The sequence below is a fragment of the Chryseobacterium arachidis genome, from assembly GCF_900129245.1.
Classification (GTDB): Bacteria; Bacteroidota; Bacteroidia; order Flavobacteriales; family Weeksellaceae; genus Chryseobacterium; species Chryseobacterium arachidis.
Genome location: NZ_FQUT01000015.1, coordinates 45,232 through 59,402, shown reverse-complemented (window position 1 = coordinate 59,402; position 14,171 = coordinate 45,232). Strand labels below are relative to the sequence as shown.

Annotated in this window: 14 protein-coding genes; 7 read left to right on the top strand and 7 right to left on the bottom strand. The window is 35.0% G+C overall.

Annotation, left to right across the window (positions count from 1 at the left end; all coding sequences use genetic code 11):
- Positions 1-196: 196 nt before the first annotated feature.
- The 4 genes from BUA89_RS19475 to BUA89_RS19460 form a co-directional block, all read right to left on the bottom strand.
- Positions 197-1,384, bottom strand: a complete 1,188-nt coding sequence (locus BUA89_RS19475; protein WP_072962635.1) for a vWA domain-containing protein — start codon at positions 1,382-1,384, stop codon at positions 197-199.
- Positions 1,385-1,395: 11 nt separating this feature from the next.
- Entirely contained in the window at positions 1,396-2,070 is a 675-nt protein-coding gene (locus BUA89_RS19470; RefSeq protein ID WP_072962632.1) for an SIMPL domain-containing protein, read from the bottom strand.
- A 409-nt stretch (positions 2,071-2,479) separates the two neighbouring features.
- Positions 2,480-2,833 (bottom strand): hypothetical protein, encoded by a 354-nt coding sequence (locus tag BUA89_RS19465; RefSeq protein WP_072962628.1) that lies wholly within the window; start codon positions 2,831-2,833, stop codon positions 2,480-2,482.
- Between the two features lie 116 nt (positions 2,834-2,949).
- Entirely contained in the window at positions 2,950-3,900 is a 951-nt protein-coding gene (locus BUA89_RS19460) for an SIMPL domain-containing protein (protein ID WP_072962624.1), read from the bottom strand.
- Between the two features lie 134 nt (positions 3,901-4,034).
- Between BUA89_RS19460 and BUA89_RS19455 the strand changes: the two genes are divergently transcribed.
- The 4 genes from BUA89_RS19455 to tyrS all read left to right on the top strand — a co-directional run bounded on the left by BUA89_RS19455 (position 4,035) and on the right by tyrS (position 8,773).
- Positions 4,035-5,822 (top strand): tetratricopeptide repeat-containing sensor histidine kinase, encoded by a 1,788-nt coding sequence (locus BUA89_RS19455; RefSeq protein WP_072962620.1) that lies wholly within the window; start codon positions 4,035-4,037, stop codon positions 5,820-5,822.
- 79 nt (positions 5,823-5,901) lie between these two features.
- Positions 5,902-6,636 (top strand): LytR/AlgR family response regulator transcription factor, encoded by a 735-nt coding sequence (locus BUA89_RS19450; RefSeq protein ID WP_072962617.1) that lies wholly within the window; start codon positions 5,902-5,904, stop codon positions 6,634-6,636.
- Positions 6,637-6,835: 199 nt separating this feature from the next.
- Complete coding sequence (locus BUA89_RS19445) at positions 6,836-7,378, top strand: lipocalin family protein (RefSeq protein ID WP_072962613.1); 543 nt, start codon at positions 6,836-6,838, stop codon at positions 7,376-7,378.
- A gap of 99 nt (positions 7,379-7,477) precedes the next feature.
- Complete coding sequence (gene tyrS / locus BUA89_RS19440) at positions 7,478-8,773, top strand: tyrosine--tRNA ligase (protein ID WP_072962610.1); 1,296 nt, start codon at positions 7,478-7,480, stop codon at positions 8,771-8,773.
- 123 nt (positions 8,774-8,896) lie between these two features.
- On the opposite strand, the gene BUA89_RS19435 is transcribed toward tyrS, so the two are convergent.
- Positions 8,897-9,337: a hypothetical protein gene (locus BUA89_RS19435; protein ID WP_072962607.1), complete on the bottom strand. Its 441-nt coding sequence runs from the start codon at positions 9,335-9,337 to the stop codon at positions 8,897-8,899.
- A 242-nt stretch (positions 9,338-9,579) separates the two neighbouring features.
- Here BUA89_RS19435 and BUA89_RS19430 point away from each other — a divergent pair, with 242 nt between their 5' ends.
- The 3 genes from BUA89_RS19430 to BUA89_RS19420 all read left to right on the top strand — a co-directional run bounded on the left by BUA89_RS19430 (position 9,580) and on the right by BUA89_RS19420 (position 12,179).
- Complete coding sequence (locus tag BUA89_RS19430) at positions 9,580-10,218, top strand: alpha/beta hydrolase (RefSeq protein WP_072962604.1); 639 nt, start codon at positions 9,580-9,582, stop codon at positions 10,216-10,218.
- Positions 10,219-10,327: 109 nt separating this feature from the next.
- A complete protein-coding gene (locus BUA89_RS19425) occupies positions 10,328-11,653 on the top strand; it encodes a PDZ domain-containing protein (protein WP_072962601.1) in 1,326 nt (441 codons plus the stop codon).
- Position 11,654: 1 nt separating this feature from the next.
- Entirely contained in the window at positions 11,655-12,179 is a 525-nt protein-coding gene (locus BUA89_RS19420) for a hypothetical protein (RefSeq protein ID WP_072962597.1), read from the top strand.
- 3 nt (positions 12,180-12,182) lie between these two features.
- Here BUA89_RS19420 and BUA89_RS19415 read toward each other — a convergent pair whose 3' ends face one another.
- Together BUA89_RS19415 and BUA89_RS19410 are read right to left on the bottom strand one after the other, a co-directional pair.
- Positions 12,183-13,217 (bottom strand): L,D-transpeptidase, encoded by a 1,035-nt coding sequence (locus BUA89_RS19415; protein ID WP_083531743.1) that lies wholly within the window; start codon positions 13,215-13,217, stop codon positions 12,183-12,185.
- 135 nt (positions 13,218-13,352) lie between these two features.
- Complete coding sequence (locus BUA89_RS19410; protein ID WP_072962594.1) at positions 13,353-14,111, bottom strand: response regulator transcription factor; 759 nt, start codon at positions 14,109-14,111, stop codon at positions 13,353-13,355.
- Positions 14,112-14,171 lie beyond the last annotated feature (60 nt).

Below are 14,171 nucleotides of genomic sequence, written 5' to 3'. Positions count from 1 at the left end.
AAATACTTTGATGATTGAAATTTGAAGTCATCAACTTCAGATGTATCAAAAGTTGCTTTGCAAAGCTGAAAAACATAGCTTCATCCAATCAACTTTTTGATTATTCTTTGCCCACTTAAATTAAATATCTAAATAAAATCTCTGTGTCAAAAAATAAACAATGATTTTTTAAGGATTAATTAAATCTAAACGGCCTCTAAGAACTGTAGCCATTCTTTTTACCTAATTCTAGAATCGATTTTTCTATCGCTTTTCCTATATCGTCAGCATCTGCACCTCCCCGCTTCTTCATTTCTGCATCAATAAAATCCTGACGTTTTTTCGACAGTTCTTCGATTTCTTTCTGGATTTTATCACGTTCAGCAGACTTTTGAGCTACTGCTTTTTTAATTTCCTCTTTACTTTTTCCTTTTAATTCAGTCGGAAGCTCTTCTTCTCTTACATTTGCCATAAAATTCACATCTTTTTCTGCCCGGTCTACCAAATCCCAATGATCATTTTTATATGCATTTTTCTTAGACTTGGCCACCGTTCTTTCCACAGCATTTGCCGCTGATTGTACCTCAGCATTTCTGTCCTGAAGCATTTGCTTATTTTTATATTCCGAACCATGGCTTCCATAATAAATATAAGTATCATTCAGCTTTGTATTGCATTCTGAAATCCTGATGTCATAAGGTGTTTCAATGTATATTACTTTACGGTCGCTGTCAATATTGAAATATTTTCCATCGCCTAAAGACGCTCCGTTTTGCCAAAAAGTCTGGATGCCTTCATCTCTGTTGCCACAGAAAATCGTATTGGTATAGATATTTTTTCTTTTAGCAGCAGAAACTACATCTTTATAATTAATTTTCCCTTGATCAAAAGGTTCATTTCCTGCAATGTAGATCAGCTTCATGCTTTTTTCATTTCCGTCCCATTTCAGGTTTGTTGAAGCATCACGAATGACTGCACCACAATATTCATTTCCGCCGTTGGTTCTTAAGGCAAACAATTTTTCGGAAACAAGATCTAAATCCTGGGTTAAAGGCGTTACCTGCCGGATATAATTTTCGTCCCTCAAGCCATCATTTCCATATTCATAGAGGGCAATTTCAATCTGCGGAGCCTGTCCGTTATATTTCAAAGTAGTAAGCGTATTGACGATATTCCAAAGTCTTGATTTCGCCTGATCGATTAGCCCGTCCATACTGTTGGAAGTATCCAGAAGCAATGCCACCTGAATTTTATTCTCTTTGCTGGTTGTTCCTGAAGGTTCTGCATCAGCCTGAACGCTTACTCTTTGCTGTAAAGGCTTTTCACAGCCGATTTTTTGAGGGCCCTGCGCTCCTAAGAAAGCGGCAACTCCCAATGTTACTGTTAAAAATTTAATAGTTGTCATGATTTTGTGTTTTAAAGGATTTCGTATCTTGTTTTAATGCTGTATTTAAGCTTTATATTTTCAATATTATCAAATGAATAATCCACAGATGCATCGGCCACTTCCAACTGAACGTTTGCTGTTTTCGCTCTGAAATTCATCGGAACAATCATATCGCTGGTGTAATCTTCAATTTCTACGATCTCAATTGGGTTTCCCACTTTTTTACCGATGCTTTCCATTAAATAATCCGCTTTTTCTTTGGCTGCTTTTAAAGCATTGATCTTAACGGTTTTTCTGAATTCTGCAATCTTTGTATTTTTGATTTCCGCGATATTAATATTGTTGACCCATTTTTGGTTAAGATTTTCAAACAGACTTCCCATCTCCGTTTTTTTGCTCACTTTAAACTGAAAGCTTTTCGTAAAAATCTTCGTCTTGGAATAGATATTCTGATACATCGACTTGAATTTGATGTCTTCATTTTTCACCCCATTATTCTTCAAGGTCTCAAACAGCAGTTTTTCGTTATCCGCCAATTGGTTTTTGTTGTCGCCTTTGATTCCGATGTTGAAGATAATTTCATCTGGTTCTACTTCCATTTCAGCAACTCCTGTTACTTCAATTCCACTTTTCTTAATTTCCTGTGCGTTGATCAGACTTCCGACTGTTAATAATCCGATCAATAAAAATTGTCTCAATTTCATAATTTCCTGTTTTTAAATTTTAAACTTCTAGAGTAAAATTACGCCGAATGAGAACCGGAAATGGAGAGACTTGGTGAAACTGTGGTTTGACTTGGTGAGTTGGGAAAATCTCCTGAAATGGATAAGATTTTACTGTAAAGATTTAAATTTTCTGCTATTGTTTGTCCAAAAAATTCAGGTACCAATTTCCCTATCGTTATTCCGAATACTTAATAGGATGGCTGATTTGTAGATATTTTCTAATCTCGAATATCCGACTGCAACCGTAGCCCGATTGCAGCATCTGTTTGAGCTCATTTCTTTTGGTTTCGGCGCGGCAGCTTCGCTGCCGCGCCGAAACTAAAAGAAATAGCGAGTGCGGAAAGCGGGAAATAGCTTCAAATAAAAAAAACAGTTCAAAGTGAACTGCTTATCTGTTGGTAAGAATTATTGATTTACCGTTTCGGGTAACGAACTTTTTTACATCGGAGAAAAGTTTTGTCCTGATAATAAGTTCATCATCACTATCTGAAATATTGTATGTGCTGGACGTTACCAATGCATCGCTGATATAATGCTCAAACAGCTTTTTAGAACCGGACTCGTCTACGGAATAAAAATCGACTTTGTAATCGTCGATTCCCGTTTGGTAAAACTTATAAATAATTTTTTCATTGAGATCGCTGGAAATGATCTTGGTTTCAATGAAGTCGCTCTGCTCAAGAAACGAACAGTTCTGTAAGAATAATACAGGCAGTAGAAGGAAGTAAAGATGTTTTTTCATAGTTATGTTGGTGTTTACAAATTTAATTAATCTTAACTCCCTGATTGTTAACTGAATTTCAATTAATATTAAGGTTTCGTATTGATTCTAAATATTTATATCAAGCCTTTAAATAATTAAAATATCATAGACTTCCTTCTCTTCCTGCGGCTTTCTGTTTCTTTAATTTCAACATTACTTTCCTTCTGTTTTTCTCTGATAATCGTAAGCTTTATCTCATACATTACCTGAATTACGGGTTCATGAATTACTGGGTTGATCACAAAATCGAATTCTTTGTCCAAAACAGGCTGATAATAGGACGTTACAGATTTTGCCGCCTGGTTTACATTGGCAAACTTGGTTAAGGCCAACGAAGAACTATTGTAAGCTTCATAAGATTTGTACATTTCCGTCGGTAGTGTAACCCTGAAGCCATCCATCACATTTTTTCCGACCGTTGAAAAGTTTTCTCCTAAAATATTTTCAAGGTTTTTAGCTTTTTCCTGCAATGCTAATTTTGCTTTGTTCATCAGTTCTTTTCGGACATTTTCCATGGAGTCGGCAAAATAATCTACCCTTACGAGATCATAGATTTCATTTTTAGACAAAATCGAGATAAAATCATTCAATTGGGAAGGATCTGTAAACTTAATATGGATATTTTTCTTTAGCTCAAATCCGGCAGGAACTTCATTATACGTTTTCTTGCTTGATGTCTTCTTTTCGACATTATACTGATAAACAGGAACAAAAGATATCATATCGACATACGTTTCAACACCTTTTCGCATTTTAATCTGAAGTAAAGAAGTATTGATACGCTTATCAATCAGATCATTAACTTCCTCCGCACTTTCAGCAACCTGAGTAATGCTGAAAATAGCAACATATTGATCTGCTTTTACATTGGCTAATCCTTTCACACTAATCACATTTTCATTGATATTAGGATTAAAAACAGGGGTTGCTACACTAATATTACTTTCCGAATAATGAGTCTGATTTCTGTAGTTAACATTTCCTGACACCTGTGAAAAGATAATTTGAGACCATAACAAAGAGGCGAATACTGTAATATTTTTCATGTTTATTAAATTAATTTGAATTACAGCACAAACTTAGCCTAAGGAAACAGACATCAAACCGTAAACTTGGTGAGCTTCCCCTTTCACTTGGTGAATAGTTTTTGCCAAACTATATATATGTATATCTTTGTTTTATGAAAATGTTTCAGACTTTTTTGTTTTTATCACTGATGATTTTTGGGAATATACTCTATTCTCAAACCACAAATAGTACCGTATCTGAAGTTCAGAAAGAAAGCAAAAAATTGAGAAAAGCTGTCGATACCAAAGACGAATCTGCCCAAGCTGAATCTTATTACAATATTGGCGAAACATTTTTCAACAACGGAAATTTTCAGAAAAGTGAAGAATATTATGCCAAGGCAAAAAAAATCTACGAAAGCCTTAATGACAAACCCAATATTGAAAAAACAAGCCGCAAATTAGCCCAATCTCAGGAAAAGCAGAACAAGATTACTCCAGCGATCAGCAATTATAGCAGAGCTGCAGAAGTAGGCTTTTCAAGAAGTAAAGCTGTCAACTCAAATGATGTAGCCAGACTTTCAACAACTTCTCCTGAAGCTAAGGAAGAAGCTATTCAGAATAATATTCAGCTTACCGAAAGGGAAAAAGACAAAGGTGATTTGGCTACAAGCTACAGCCAGATGGCGGACGTTAATATTCAGCAGAATGATATTCCCAAAGCAGAAGCCAACCTTACAAATGCCTATAAAATTTCAAAAAAAGAAGCACCGCAACAGGCATTGGAAATCAATCAGAAGTTAACGGATTTTTATGTTGAAAATAAAAAATTCGATAAAGCTATTGAGGCCAAAAAGACTGTTTTAAAAGAAGATTTTGTTAAAGAAAACTCTAAAAAAGAAGTTGAACAAATTCGGGAATTAGCAGATATTTATATCAAAAAAAATGATCCGCAGGAAGCTATTGATTTATTAAAAAAATCTTACGGGATTGCTCTTGAAAAAGGTCACACTTTGGAAGCTCAGAAAAGCGTTAAAAAGCTCGACAGCCTTTATAATGTTTCCGAAAATACGGATGCTTCGGTAAAACTGTACCGTGATTTCTTAGGAAAACTTCCAGATCTTGTCTCAAAAGATAAAAGTTTAGTGGATGAAAAAATCCTCGAAGATACTGAGCAGCGAATTGCCCAGCTGGAAAAAGAAAAACAACTGAAAGATGAATTAATCCGCAAGAAAAATGTCTTTAATTACAGTCTAATTGTAGTATTGTTTATTTTAATCGGTTTGGTAATTTTTATTTTCAGGACCCTAAAAAAAGTTCAGATTAAAAACAAAAAAATAGCATTGCAGTCGCTTCGTCGTGAGATGAATCCTCATTTTATCTTTAACAGTTTAAATTCTGTCAATCAGTTTATCGCTACAAATAATGAACTGGAAGCCAACCAATATTTAACCAAATTTTCAAAACTGATGCGTGGCGTAATGGAAAATTCTACCGAAGATTTTATTCCGTTTCAACAAGAACTGGATCTGCTTCAAAATTATCTGGCATTGGAAAAAACCCGTTTTGCAGATAAATTTGATTATGAAATTGAGTTTGACGACAATCTTAATACACAAAGCCTGCAGGTTCCGGGAATGCTGGTACAGCCGTTTCTGGAAAATGCCATCTGGCACGGACTTCGTTACAGAACCACAAAAGGATTTTTGAAACTGAGCTTTGAAAAAGAAAATCAGCATTTAAAAATCACGGTCGAAGACAACGGAATCGGAATTGAAGAAAGCAAAAAACAAAAAACAGAACATCAAAAAACCAGAAAAGGTCGCGGAATGAAAAATACATTGGAAAGAATTGCTTTGCTGAATGATTTATACAACAAAGAAATTCAATGTAAAATCACTGATAAGAAAGACTCACAAGGAGTTTTTGTAGAAATCAGCTATAAACTGATGAATAAATAATTTGAGACGTGAATTGTCAATCGTGAATTTTCCACGCACAACCAACAACCTGAAATCTGCAACCATTATATAAAAAAACATGAAAATAAAAGCCGTAATCGTAGATGACGAAACCATTGCAAGAGATGTATTAAGGAATTACCTCACAAAATACTGTCCGCAGGTTGAAATTCTGGGCGAAGCTGAAAACATTAAAGAAGCCGTACCTCTGATTGCTGAAGAGCAGCCCCAACTGGTTTTTCTGGACGTAGAAATGCCTTTCGGAAACGCCTTTGATGTGTTAGAAGCGACGAAGGATTTTTCTTACGAAACCATTTTCATTACGGCATTTTCACAGTATTCTTTACAGGCGCTAAACAAGTCGGCAAGTTATTATATTTTAAAACCGATAGATATTCAGGAGCTTATTTTAGCAGTGAATAAAGTAGCAGAAAGCATTGAGAAAAAAGAAGAACTCAACCGAAATAAAATTCTCCTCGAAAATCTAAAATTAAAACCCGAAAAACAACAACTGATTCTTCCTACTCTGCAAGGTTTTGATGTCGTAAAAACTGAAGATATCGTAAGACTTCAGGCGGATGGGAACTTTACGCAGGTTTATTTAACAGATGGTTCAAAAAAAATGGTCTGCCGGTTTCTGAAACATTTTGATGATCTGTTGGAAACACCTTTTGTAAGGGTTCACCGATCGCATATCATCAACACTAATTTTGTAAAATCTTATCACAAAAGCGGAACCGCAACCCTTGCAGATGAAACTGAAATCGAAGTTTCCGGAAGTTTCAAAGACAATTTTTTGAAAGTTTTTTCTTAAAATGATTATTAGAAAATAAGTTTCAACATCATAAAAAACTCTGCGATCTTAGTTAAGTGAAACGCCTTTGCGAACTTAAAAACGAATAGTAGTCAAGAAAAAATCTTTGCGCACTTTGCTTTAAAAACAAAAGCGTTCCAACAAGATTTTCAGGCACTATTTTTGAATTTTTGTAATAACGACACAAAAATATTCTATTATGAAAACGTTTCAGAAAATAGCAATTCCCCTTTCACTGGGTGTTTTAGGACTCATCATTATCAATTCATGTTCAGTCGGAATTCCAAAAGGAGCAGCTGCCGTTCAAAATTTTAATTCAGAAAAATATCTTGGAAAATGGTACGAAATTGCCCGTTTTGATTACAGATTTGAAAAAAATATGGACAATGTTACCGCAACCTATTCTAAAAACACGAACGGAACGATCCGGGTTGATAACAAAGGCTATGATTATGTAAAAAAGGAATGGAAAGAATCCATTGGCGAAGCAAAATTTGTGAATGATCCCTCAGAAGCTCGGTTGAAAGTTTCGTTTTTCAAACCAATTTGGGCAGGTTATAATGTCATTGATATCGACGACAATTATCAATATGCCTTAGTTGCCGGAAGCAGTTTAAAATATCTGTGGATTTTATCCCGTACAACAGAAATTCCTGACAGCATTAGACAAAGATTTTTAGAAAAGGCAAAAAAAATCGGTTACAAAACGGATGATCTCATCTGGGTAAAGCATAATCAATAATTTAAATATTCTTTTTAACATCTTGCCTGAAGGTCAGTTAATGATTCATTTTAATATCGAATTTATTATCTTTGCAGCTTAAATTTTAAATCAAGAATAATGAACTCTTTTATTGAAGAATTGAAATGGCGCGGTCTTTATGCCGACATGATGCCCGGAACGGATGAACAACTGAATAAGGAAATGACAACTGCCTATATCGGTTTTGATCCTACCGCAGATTCTTTACATATCGGAAGTCTTATTCAGATAAAAATTTTAGCACATTTTCAGCAGCATGGGCATAAGCCGGTTGCCTTGGTGGGTGGTGCAACAGGAATGATCGGCGATCCATCCGGAAAGTCTGCCGAAAGAAATCTATTGGACGAAGAAACTCTCCTTCACTATGTAGACTGTTTGAAAAACCAGCTTTCAAGATTCTTAAATTTTGACGGAAATGAAACCAACAAAGCCGAATTGGTAAACAATTACGACTGGATGAAAAATATTTCTTTCCTTGATTTTGCCAAAAATGTCGGAAAAAATATTACCGTTAATTATATGATGGCAAAAGATTCTGTGAAGAAAAGATTTTCAGGAGAATCGGGTGCCGAAGGAATGAGTTTTACGGAATTTACATATCAGTTAATCCAGGGATATGATTTCTTACACCTTTATCAAAACAACAATGTGAAACTTCAGATGGGAGGCTCAGACCAGTGGGGAAATATTACTACCGGAACTGAACTGATCAGAAGAAAAGCTCAGGGAGAAGCATTTGCATTAACAGTCCCATTGATTACAAAAGCTGACGGATCGAAGTTCGGAAAATCAGAAAGTGGCGAAAATTACTGGCTAGATAAAAAGAAAACTTCTCCTTATAAATTTTATCAGTTTTGGCTGAACGCTACTGATGAAGATGCAGAAAGATTCATTAAATTCTATACTTTTTTAGATAAAGAAGAAATTGAGGCATTAATTGAAGAACACAAAACTGCTCCACATGAAAGAAGACTTCAAAAAAAGCTGGCGGAAGAAGTTACAGTTTGGGTTCACGGAAGAGAAGAATATGAGAAAGCCCTGAAAGCTTCAGAAATTCTGTTCGGTCGTTCTACAGCTGAAGACTTAGTAAGTCTTGATGAAGAAACATTTTTAGAAGTTTTTGACGGAGTTCCTCAAAAAGAAGTGGCAAAAGCGGATGTTTTAGGAATCAATATTGTTGATCTGCTTTCTGAGAAATCAGGGTTTCTAAAATCTAAAAGTGAAGCTACAAGAGAACTGAAAGGAAACTCAATCTCTGTGAATAAACAAAAAATAAACGAGGTGTATACTGCAAACGAAAGTGATCTTATCGACGGGAAGTTTTTGCTTCTACAGAAAGGCAAGAAAAGCTATTTCATTGTAAAGGTTGTTTAATCTATTCCTGATATCATAAAAGTATGGCGCGAAATTTTCAATTTCGCGCCATACTTTTTCTAAATGAAATAAAAAAAAGACCATCTTTTCAGATGATCTTTATATTTTTAATACATATTTTTCTTATAATTCTAAGAAACTGTGAGTAACTGCAGCGCTTACAACATTTGCTCCGTTACCGTTTACTGTTTTTGTTTTCACAACTTCACCGTCAACATAAATGTTCACTGTAAGTTTTGAATCTGCATTTGGAAGAACTGCATTAGCAGATAAATTCAACTGAGACTGGCTTGAGCTGATAAAATTTTCTCCACTTGTCCAGGTAAGCCCTGTTGGGTTAAAAATTGTCTGTTGCCCTGTTCCTACCTGAGTAACAACAGCCTTAAATTCTGCCGTACCTGACCCTGTACCGTTATTGATTTTTGCTTCAAACTGAACGATATGATCCTGAAATTCCTCATCATCATCGTCCTTACATGAATTAAATACAGAAACTACTGAAAATAATACGGCGAATAAAAAAGAAAGCCTAAATAAATTTTTTGATTTGTAAAATTGCTTCATTTCTCCAAATAGATTTTTAATGTTTCAAATATAGGTTTTTTATCAATATAAAAATAATTTTTATGTAAAATTTCCAATAAAGATTTCTATATAATATCAAATTAATAAATATTTATCTAAGGTAATTGTTGACCTGTTTAAAACAGTACAAATGGTAAAATTAGACAGATTGTCACCTATTTCGATTGGTCTCATTTTTATATTATCAAACGACAATACATCATTATTATTATCTTTGCTTTATGAATTTAGATTACATTGTAAGAGAACCCGAAAATATTACTCCAGATACTACGATTCTGTTTATGCTTCATGGCTACGGAAGCAATGAGCAAGACCTTTTCAGCTTCAGAGAAACACTTCCGGAAGATTGGATCATTGTGAGCTTCAGAGCTCCAAGAGCCACTCAGTTTGAAGGATATTCCTGGTATGATATAGACTTTAATGATCCTGACAATTTTATAGATGTACCTCAAGCAACTGAAGCACTAAACAGTGTATTAGAAAGTATTTTAAAAATTGTCAATCATTATGGAATCACGGAGGGTAAAACCCATCTTTGCGGTTTTAGCCAAGGGGGAATTTTATGTTATGCTTTGGCTTTAAAATATCCTGAGATGTTTAACCTTATTGCTTGCCTGAGCAGTTATCCTGAAGAAAAATTATTAACAGATATTGTAAAGGATAAAAAGAAATTGGAAAGACTTCGTTTCTTTGTTTCCCACGGAACAGATGATGCTGTTATCCCTTTGGAATGGGGAAGAAAAGCAGCGGATCTGTTGTACGAACTCAGCTGTTATTTTACATTTAGAGAATATATGAGCGGACACGGTGTGAACCAGAAAAATTATATGGATCTGATGGATTTCTTCTCAAAATAATTTATGAAAAATTGAATATTTATTTTAATTCATTATAAAACAGACAAACATTCTCAATTTTGGGAATGTTTTTTATTTATGGTACCGATAAATTTAGTAAATTAAAGAAATGAAACTGAAGTGTTTTTTATGGATCTTTTTTATAAGCATTTTCATTAATGCTCAGGACTCATTTGAACTTCAGGATACAAAAAAAACAGTTATTCCGTTTAAACTTATCAGCAATCTGATTTTTATTCCGGTAAACGTAAACGGGGTTCAGCTCACCTTTTTATTAGACACCGGAGTTGCCGAAACTTCTATTTTCAGTCTTGAAAATCAGGAACTCAAACTTCCTAATCTCGAAAAAATACGGTTTTCCGGTTTAGGCGGTGCAACCAGTATCGACGGGTTCCGTTCAGACAATAACATTGCAAGAATTGGTAAAGATTATGTTAATTATTCACTGACAATTTTTATCATTGTCGATCAGGATTTCAATATATCTTCCCATGTTGGAATTCCGGTGAATGGCATTATTGGTTATCATTTTTTTAAAAATCATCCCGTTATGATCGATTATGCTTCAAAAAAAATTACGGTTTATAACGACGAAACCCTGTTCAGGAAAAAAATTAAGAAATTTGACGAATTGGATATCAGTGTTGAAAGAAGCAAACCTTATATTTTTGCAGATGTCGAGATGACAAATGAAAGAAAAAGCTCCAAACTGTTGATAGATCTGGGAAACAGCGACCCGATATGGCTATTTCCTACCCTGATTAAGAACTTTGTGTATAACAGACCCAATATTGACGACTTTTTAGGAAGAGGATTTAATGGGGATGTCTATGGAAAAAGAAGCAGGATTCATAATTTTTATCTCGGAAATTTTAAATTTGAGAAACCGCTTACCGCAATGCCGGATGAATTTTCCATCCAGCACGTTAATATGGTGGAAGGCAGGAAAGGTTCTATTGGTGGAGATATTATGAGACGTTTCACCATAGCGTTCGATTACCCGCATCAGAAAATATATTTAAAGAAAAACGGAAATTATGACGATCCTTTTCATTTTAATATGAGCGGACTGGATTTCAAACAAGACGGATTGGAATGGACGAAAGATGTTGTGAATCTTCCTGCCAAAAACAAAGATAATCCCAGTGGCGGCGTAGAAGTTATTAATAACAGTCTGCAGTATAATTTTGTACTAAAACCTATATTTTCCATTGCCGGAGTCCGCAAAGATTCACCGGGCGCAAAAGCAGGATTACAGAAAGATGATAAACTGATCAGCATTAATGGCAAGAAAACTGCAGATATGACTTTACAGAAAATTATGGAGCTGATGAAATCCGATGAAGGAAGAACAATACATATGGTGATTGACAGAAAAAATAAACAAATGACTTTAAGTTTCACCCTTGAAGATCCAATACCTTACCAAGAATAATATGAATACAGAAGAAACCACCCTCGATAAAATCCGAAGCAGACCAAGATTCAAAATGTTTACGCATTTAACCAAGGAAGAATATGCCGAAAATCTCAAAAAATATCTTAACGAACATAAAGATGAATTCTCCGGCAACATCAACAAAGAAGTGGCTACCATCTGTGTTGAGACCGATTATGAAACCTATTGGAAGCCTAGACTGTCTTTAAGAATAGAGATTGAAGACGAAAAAACTGCGATACGGGGCGTTTTTGGACCCAGTTCCGCAGTCTGGACGTTTTTTATGTTTCTGTATTTTTCTTTCTCAATCCTGTGGATGACGTTTTTCTCTATGTATTATGTCGAAAAACAGATCAAAAGCCAGGAATATCCTTGGGCACTTACCACTTCATTTATCATGCTGTTCTGTATTGCCCTTACTTATGCTGCTGCACGGTTCGGACAACACAAAGGCAAAGAAGAAATGCTGAAGCTCAGAAGGTTTGCTGAAGAGTCTACCTTACAGTTTGAAAAAATAGATTAACAGTTAAGGAGCAACAGTTTTTGGAGCCTGAGGCATTTGTTCAAGCACTGCTTTTGCAGCTTTAATAGAGTCTACTACCCTTTCTCTGTTGTCCTGTTCTTTTAATATTTTTTCGATATTCGGTTCGATCATTTTTGTCATTTCCTCCACCGAAATATTGTTGGAATTAGGATCTTCCAATAAATTTCTCCAAGGTTTTCTTTTGCCCCAGCCATAATCTCCGTATACCATAACCGCTGTTCCTCTTGCTTTTGTTGTAGCTCCACCCGGATTCAGAACCCAGGTGTCTGCATAGCCATACAGCCATTTAGCATCTTTCATCAACAATCTTAAACAAGAGTGTGAAGCCGGATATCCCGGAAGATCATATTGATGCCAGCCAATCCCGTCAAGATTAAAAATATTGAAGTTATAAGGTAGTTTCCACTCGCTGCTTACAGTAGAAATTGCCAGTTGTTTTTTCCAGTTAGCAAACGTTAGACCCGTTTTTGTTTTGGCAGCTTTTTTCCCCATACTGGTTGGACCCCATTTGACCAGACTTCCGTTCGAATAAACACCATATGCCTGAATCGGGTATGAAAATATCACAAATTTCTTTACAGGACTCAACACATCCAGCTGCATCGGAAACGGCGAGTAAGACATCAATGTAGTATCTATTTTGGCAGGAACCACCAATGTATCAGAATTCCATTTATTTTTCGAATCCAGCCTGTTTAAAGCTAAAATTGCATAACGCTCTTTTTCATTATATTTTTTGCTGAAAACGGCATAAATAGAATCCCTCATCTTCTTATCTTTCGGAAGAATAAAAGCATTATAAAACCCGTCTTCCTGCATTGCCGGCGGTACAGATTCTTTTTCAATCACAGAATCTTTTTTCACCACAACAGAATCCTGTTTTTCAGTTTCAGTAATTGAAGACGCCGTATCACTGATTTTGTCACTAATTTTTTCGATCTCCTTTTTACAGGAAACCACCATTAATGAGATAAAAAGTACATATAGAAACGATTTTTTCACAAGTATGTTTTTCATAAAATAAACAGGCTGATTAATTTTTTCTACCAAGTACAAATATCAGACCTAATTTTTAATCCTGAAAATTATCCGGCAAAATACCGTAAAAAAACGGGTATTTATAAAATGACCATTTAAATAAAAAACACTGATTTATAGCAATTTATTATTTTTAGCATACGCCAGCGCCTCAGCAATATTATTAACTCCTATTTTTTCAAACAACCTTTTGCGGTGAAATTTCACGGTATCGGCGGCCAAAAATATCTTATCAGCAATTTCTGTAATTTTCAACCCGCTTGCCGAAAGACTTAGAATTTCGTATTCCCTTTCTGACAGTTTCTTCTTTTCTCCTATAATCCATTGATCTGCTACAATATCATAATTCCAAAGGTCATTGCTTTTCTCCTTGCTTATCACCACATTTCCCGAGGATTGTGCATTAGACAACGACACCATACAGATTGCTTTCCATATTTTTCCGTCTTCAGTAAGGAAAAAAGGAGTAAGTTTATGATTAATCAATACCTCGTTCCTTCTTTCGTTAATTAAGCAAAAATCATAGGAAATAGAATATTTTTTTCTTTCATCAATAGCCAGTTTTTCGTAAAATTCAAATCCCGCTTTATTTATTTTTACCAATAATTCCAGATCTACGGGCTTCACGTTCTTAAAATAAAACTCATATCCCAAATTTTTCACTTCTTCCGCAGTCATCCCACACAGGAATAGCGGATTATCCGAAACATATTCAAAGGCTTTTTCAAAATAATCAATAATATATAAACTTTGATAAGACATTCTGGAAAATGCTTTTACAGCCTCCAAATAATCATTTCTCTGCGAATAGTCAATCTTAGCATCAGATTCTATTGTATTTTTCTCGTTAAAAAAACGGTTTATTTCTTCCATGATTAAAGTAAGAGTACTACCCAAAAGGGTAGTTTTTATCAATATAACACAAATCTACAC

Excerpts from the sequence above, each read along its gene's own strand:
- BUA89_RS19430 (WP_072962604.1), top strand. The coding sequence starts at position 9,580 with ATGAATTTAGATTACATTGTAAGAGAACCCGAAAATATTACTCCAGAT.
- BUA89_RS19475 (WP_072962635.1), bottom strand. The coding sequence starts at position 1,384 with ATGACAACTATTAAATTTTTAACAGTAACATTGGGAGTTGCCGCTTTC.
- BUA89_RS19415 (WP_083531743.1), bottom strand. The coding sequence starts at position 13,217 with ATGAAAAACATACTTGTGAAAAAATCGTTTCTATATGTACTTTTTATC.
- BUA89_RS19445 (WP_072962613.1), top strand. The coding sequence starts at position 6,836 with ATGAAAACGTTTCAGAAAATAGCAATTCCCCTTTCACTGGGTGTTTTA.
- tyrS (WP_072962610.1), top strand. The coding sequence starts at position 7,478 with ATGAACTCTTTTATTGAAGAATTGAAATGGCGCGGTCTTTATGCCGAC.
- BUA89_RS19455 (WP_072962620.1), top strand. The coding sequence starts at position 4,035 with ATGAAAATGTTTCAGACTTTTTTGTTTTTATCACTGATGATTTTTGGG.
- BUA89_RS19425 (WP_072962601.1), top strand. The coding sequence starts at position 10,328 with ATGAAACTGAAGTGTTTTTTATGGATCTTTTTTATAAGCATTTTCATT.
- BUA89_RS19465 (WP_072962628.1), bottom strand. The coding sequence starts at position 2,833 with ATGAAAAAACATCTTTACTTCCTTCTACTGCCTGTATTATTCTTACAG.
- BUA89_RS19420 (WP_072962597.1), top strand. The coding sequence starts at position 11,655 with ATGAATACAGAAGAAACCACCCTCGATAAAATCCGAAGCAGACCAAGA.
- BUA89_RS19470 (WP_072962632.1), bottom strand. The coding sequence starts at position 2,070 with ATGAAATTGAGACAATTTTTATTGATCGGATTATTAACAGTCGGAAGT.
- BUA89_RS19435 (WP_072962607.1), bottom strand. The coding sequence starts at position 9,337 with ATGAAGCAATTTTACAAATCAAAAAATTTATTTAGGCTTTCTTTTTTA.
- BUA89_RS19410 (WP_072962594.1), bottom strand. The coding sequence starts at position 14,111 with ATGGAAGAAATAAACCGTTTTTTTAACGAGAAAAATACAATAGAATCT.
- BUA89_RS19450 (WP_072962617.1), top strand. The coding sequence starts at position 5,902 with ATGAAAATAAAAGCCGTAATCGTAGATGACGAAACCATTGCAAGAGAT.
- BUA89_RS19460 (WP_072962624.1), bottom strand. The coding sequence starts at position 3,900 with ATGAAAAATATTACAGTATTCGCCTCTTTGTTATGGTCTCAAATTATC.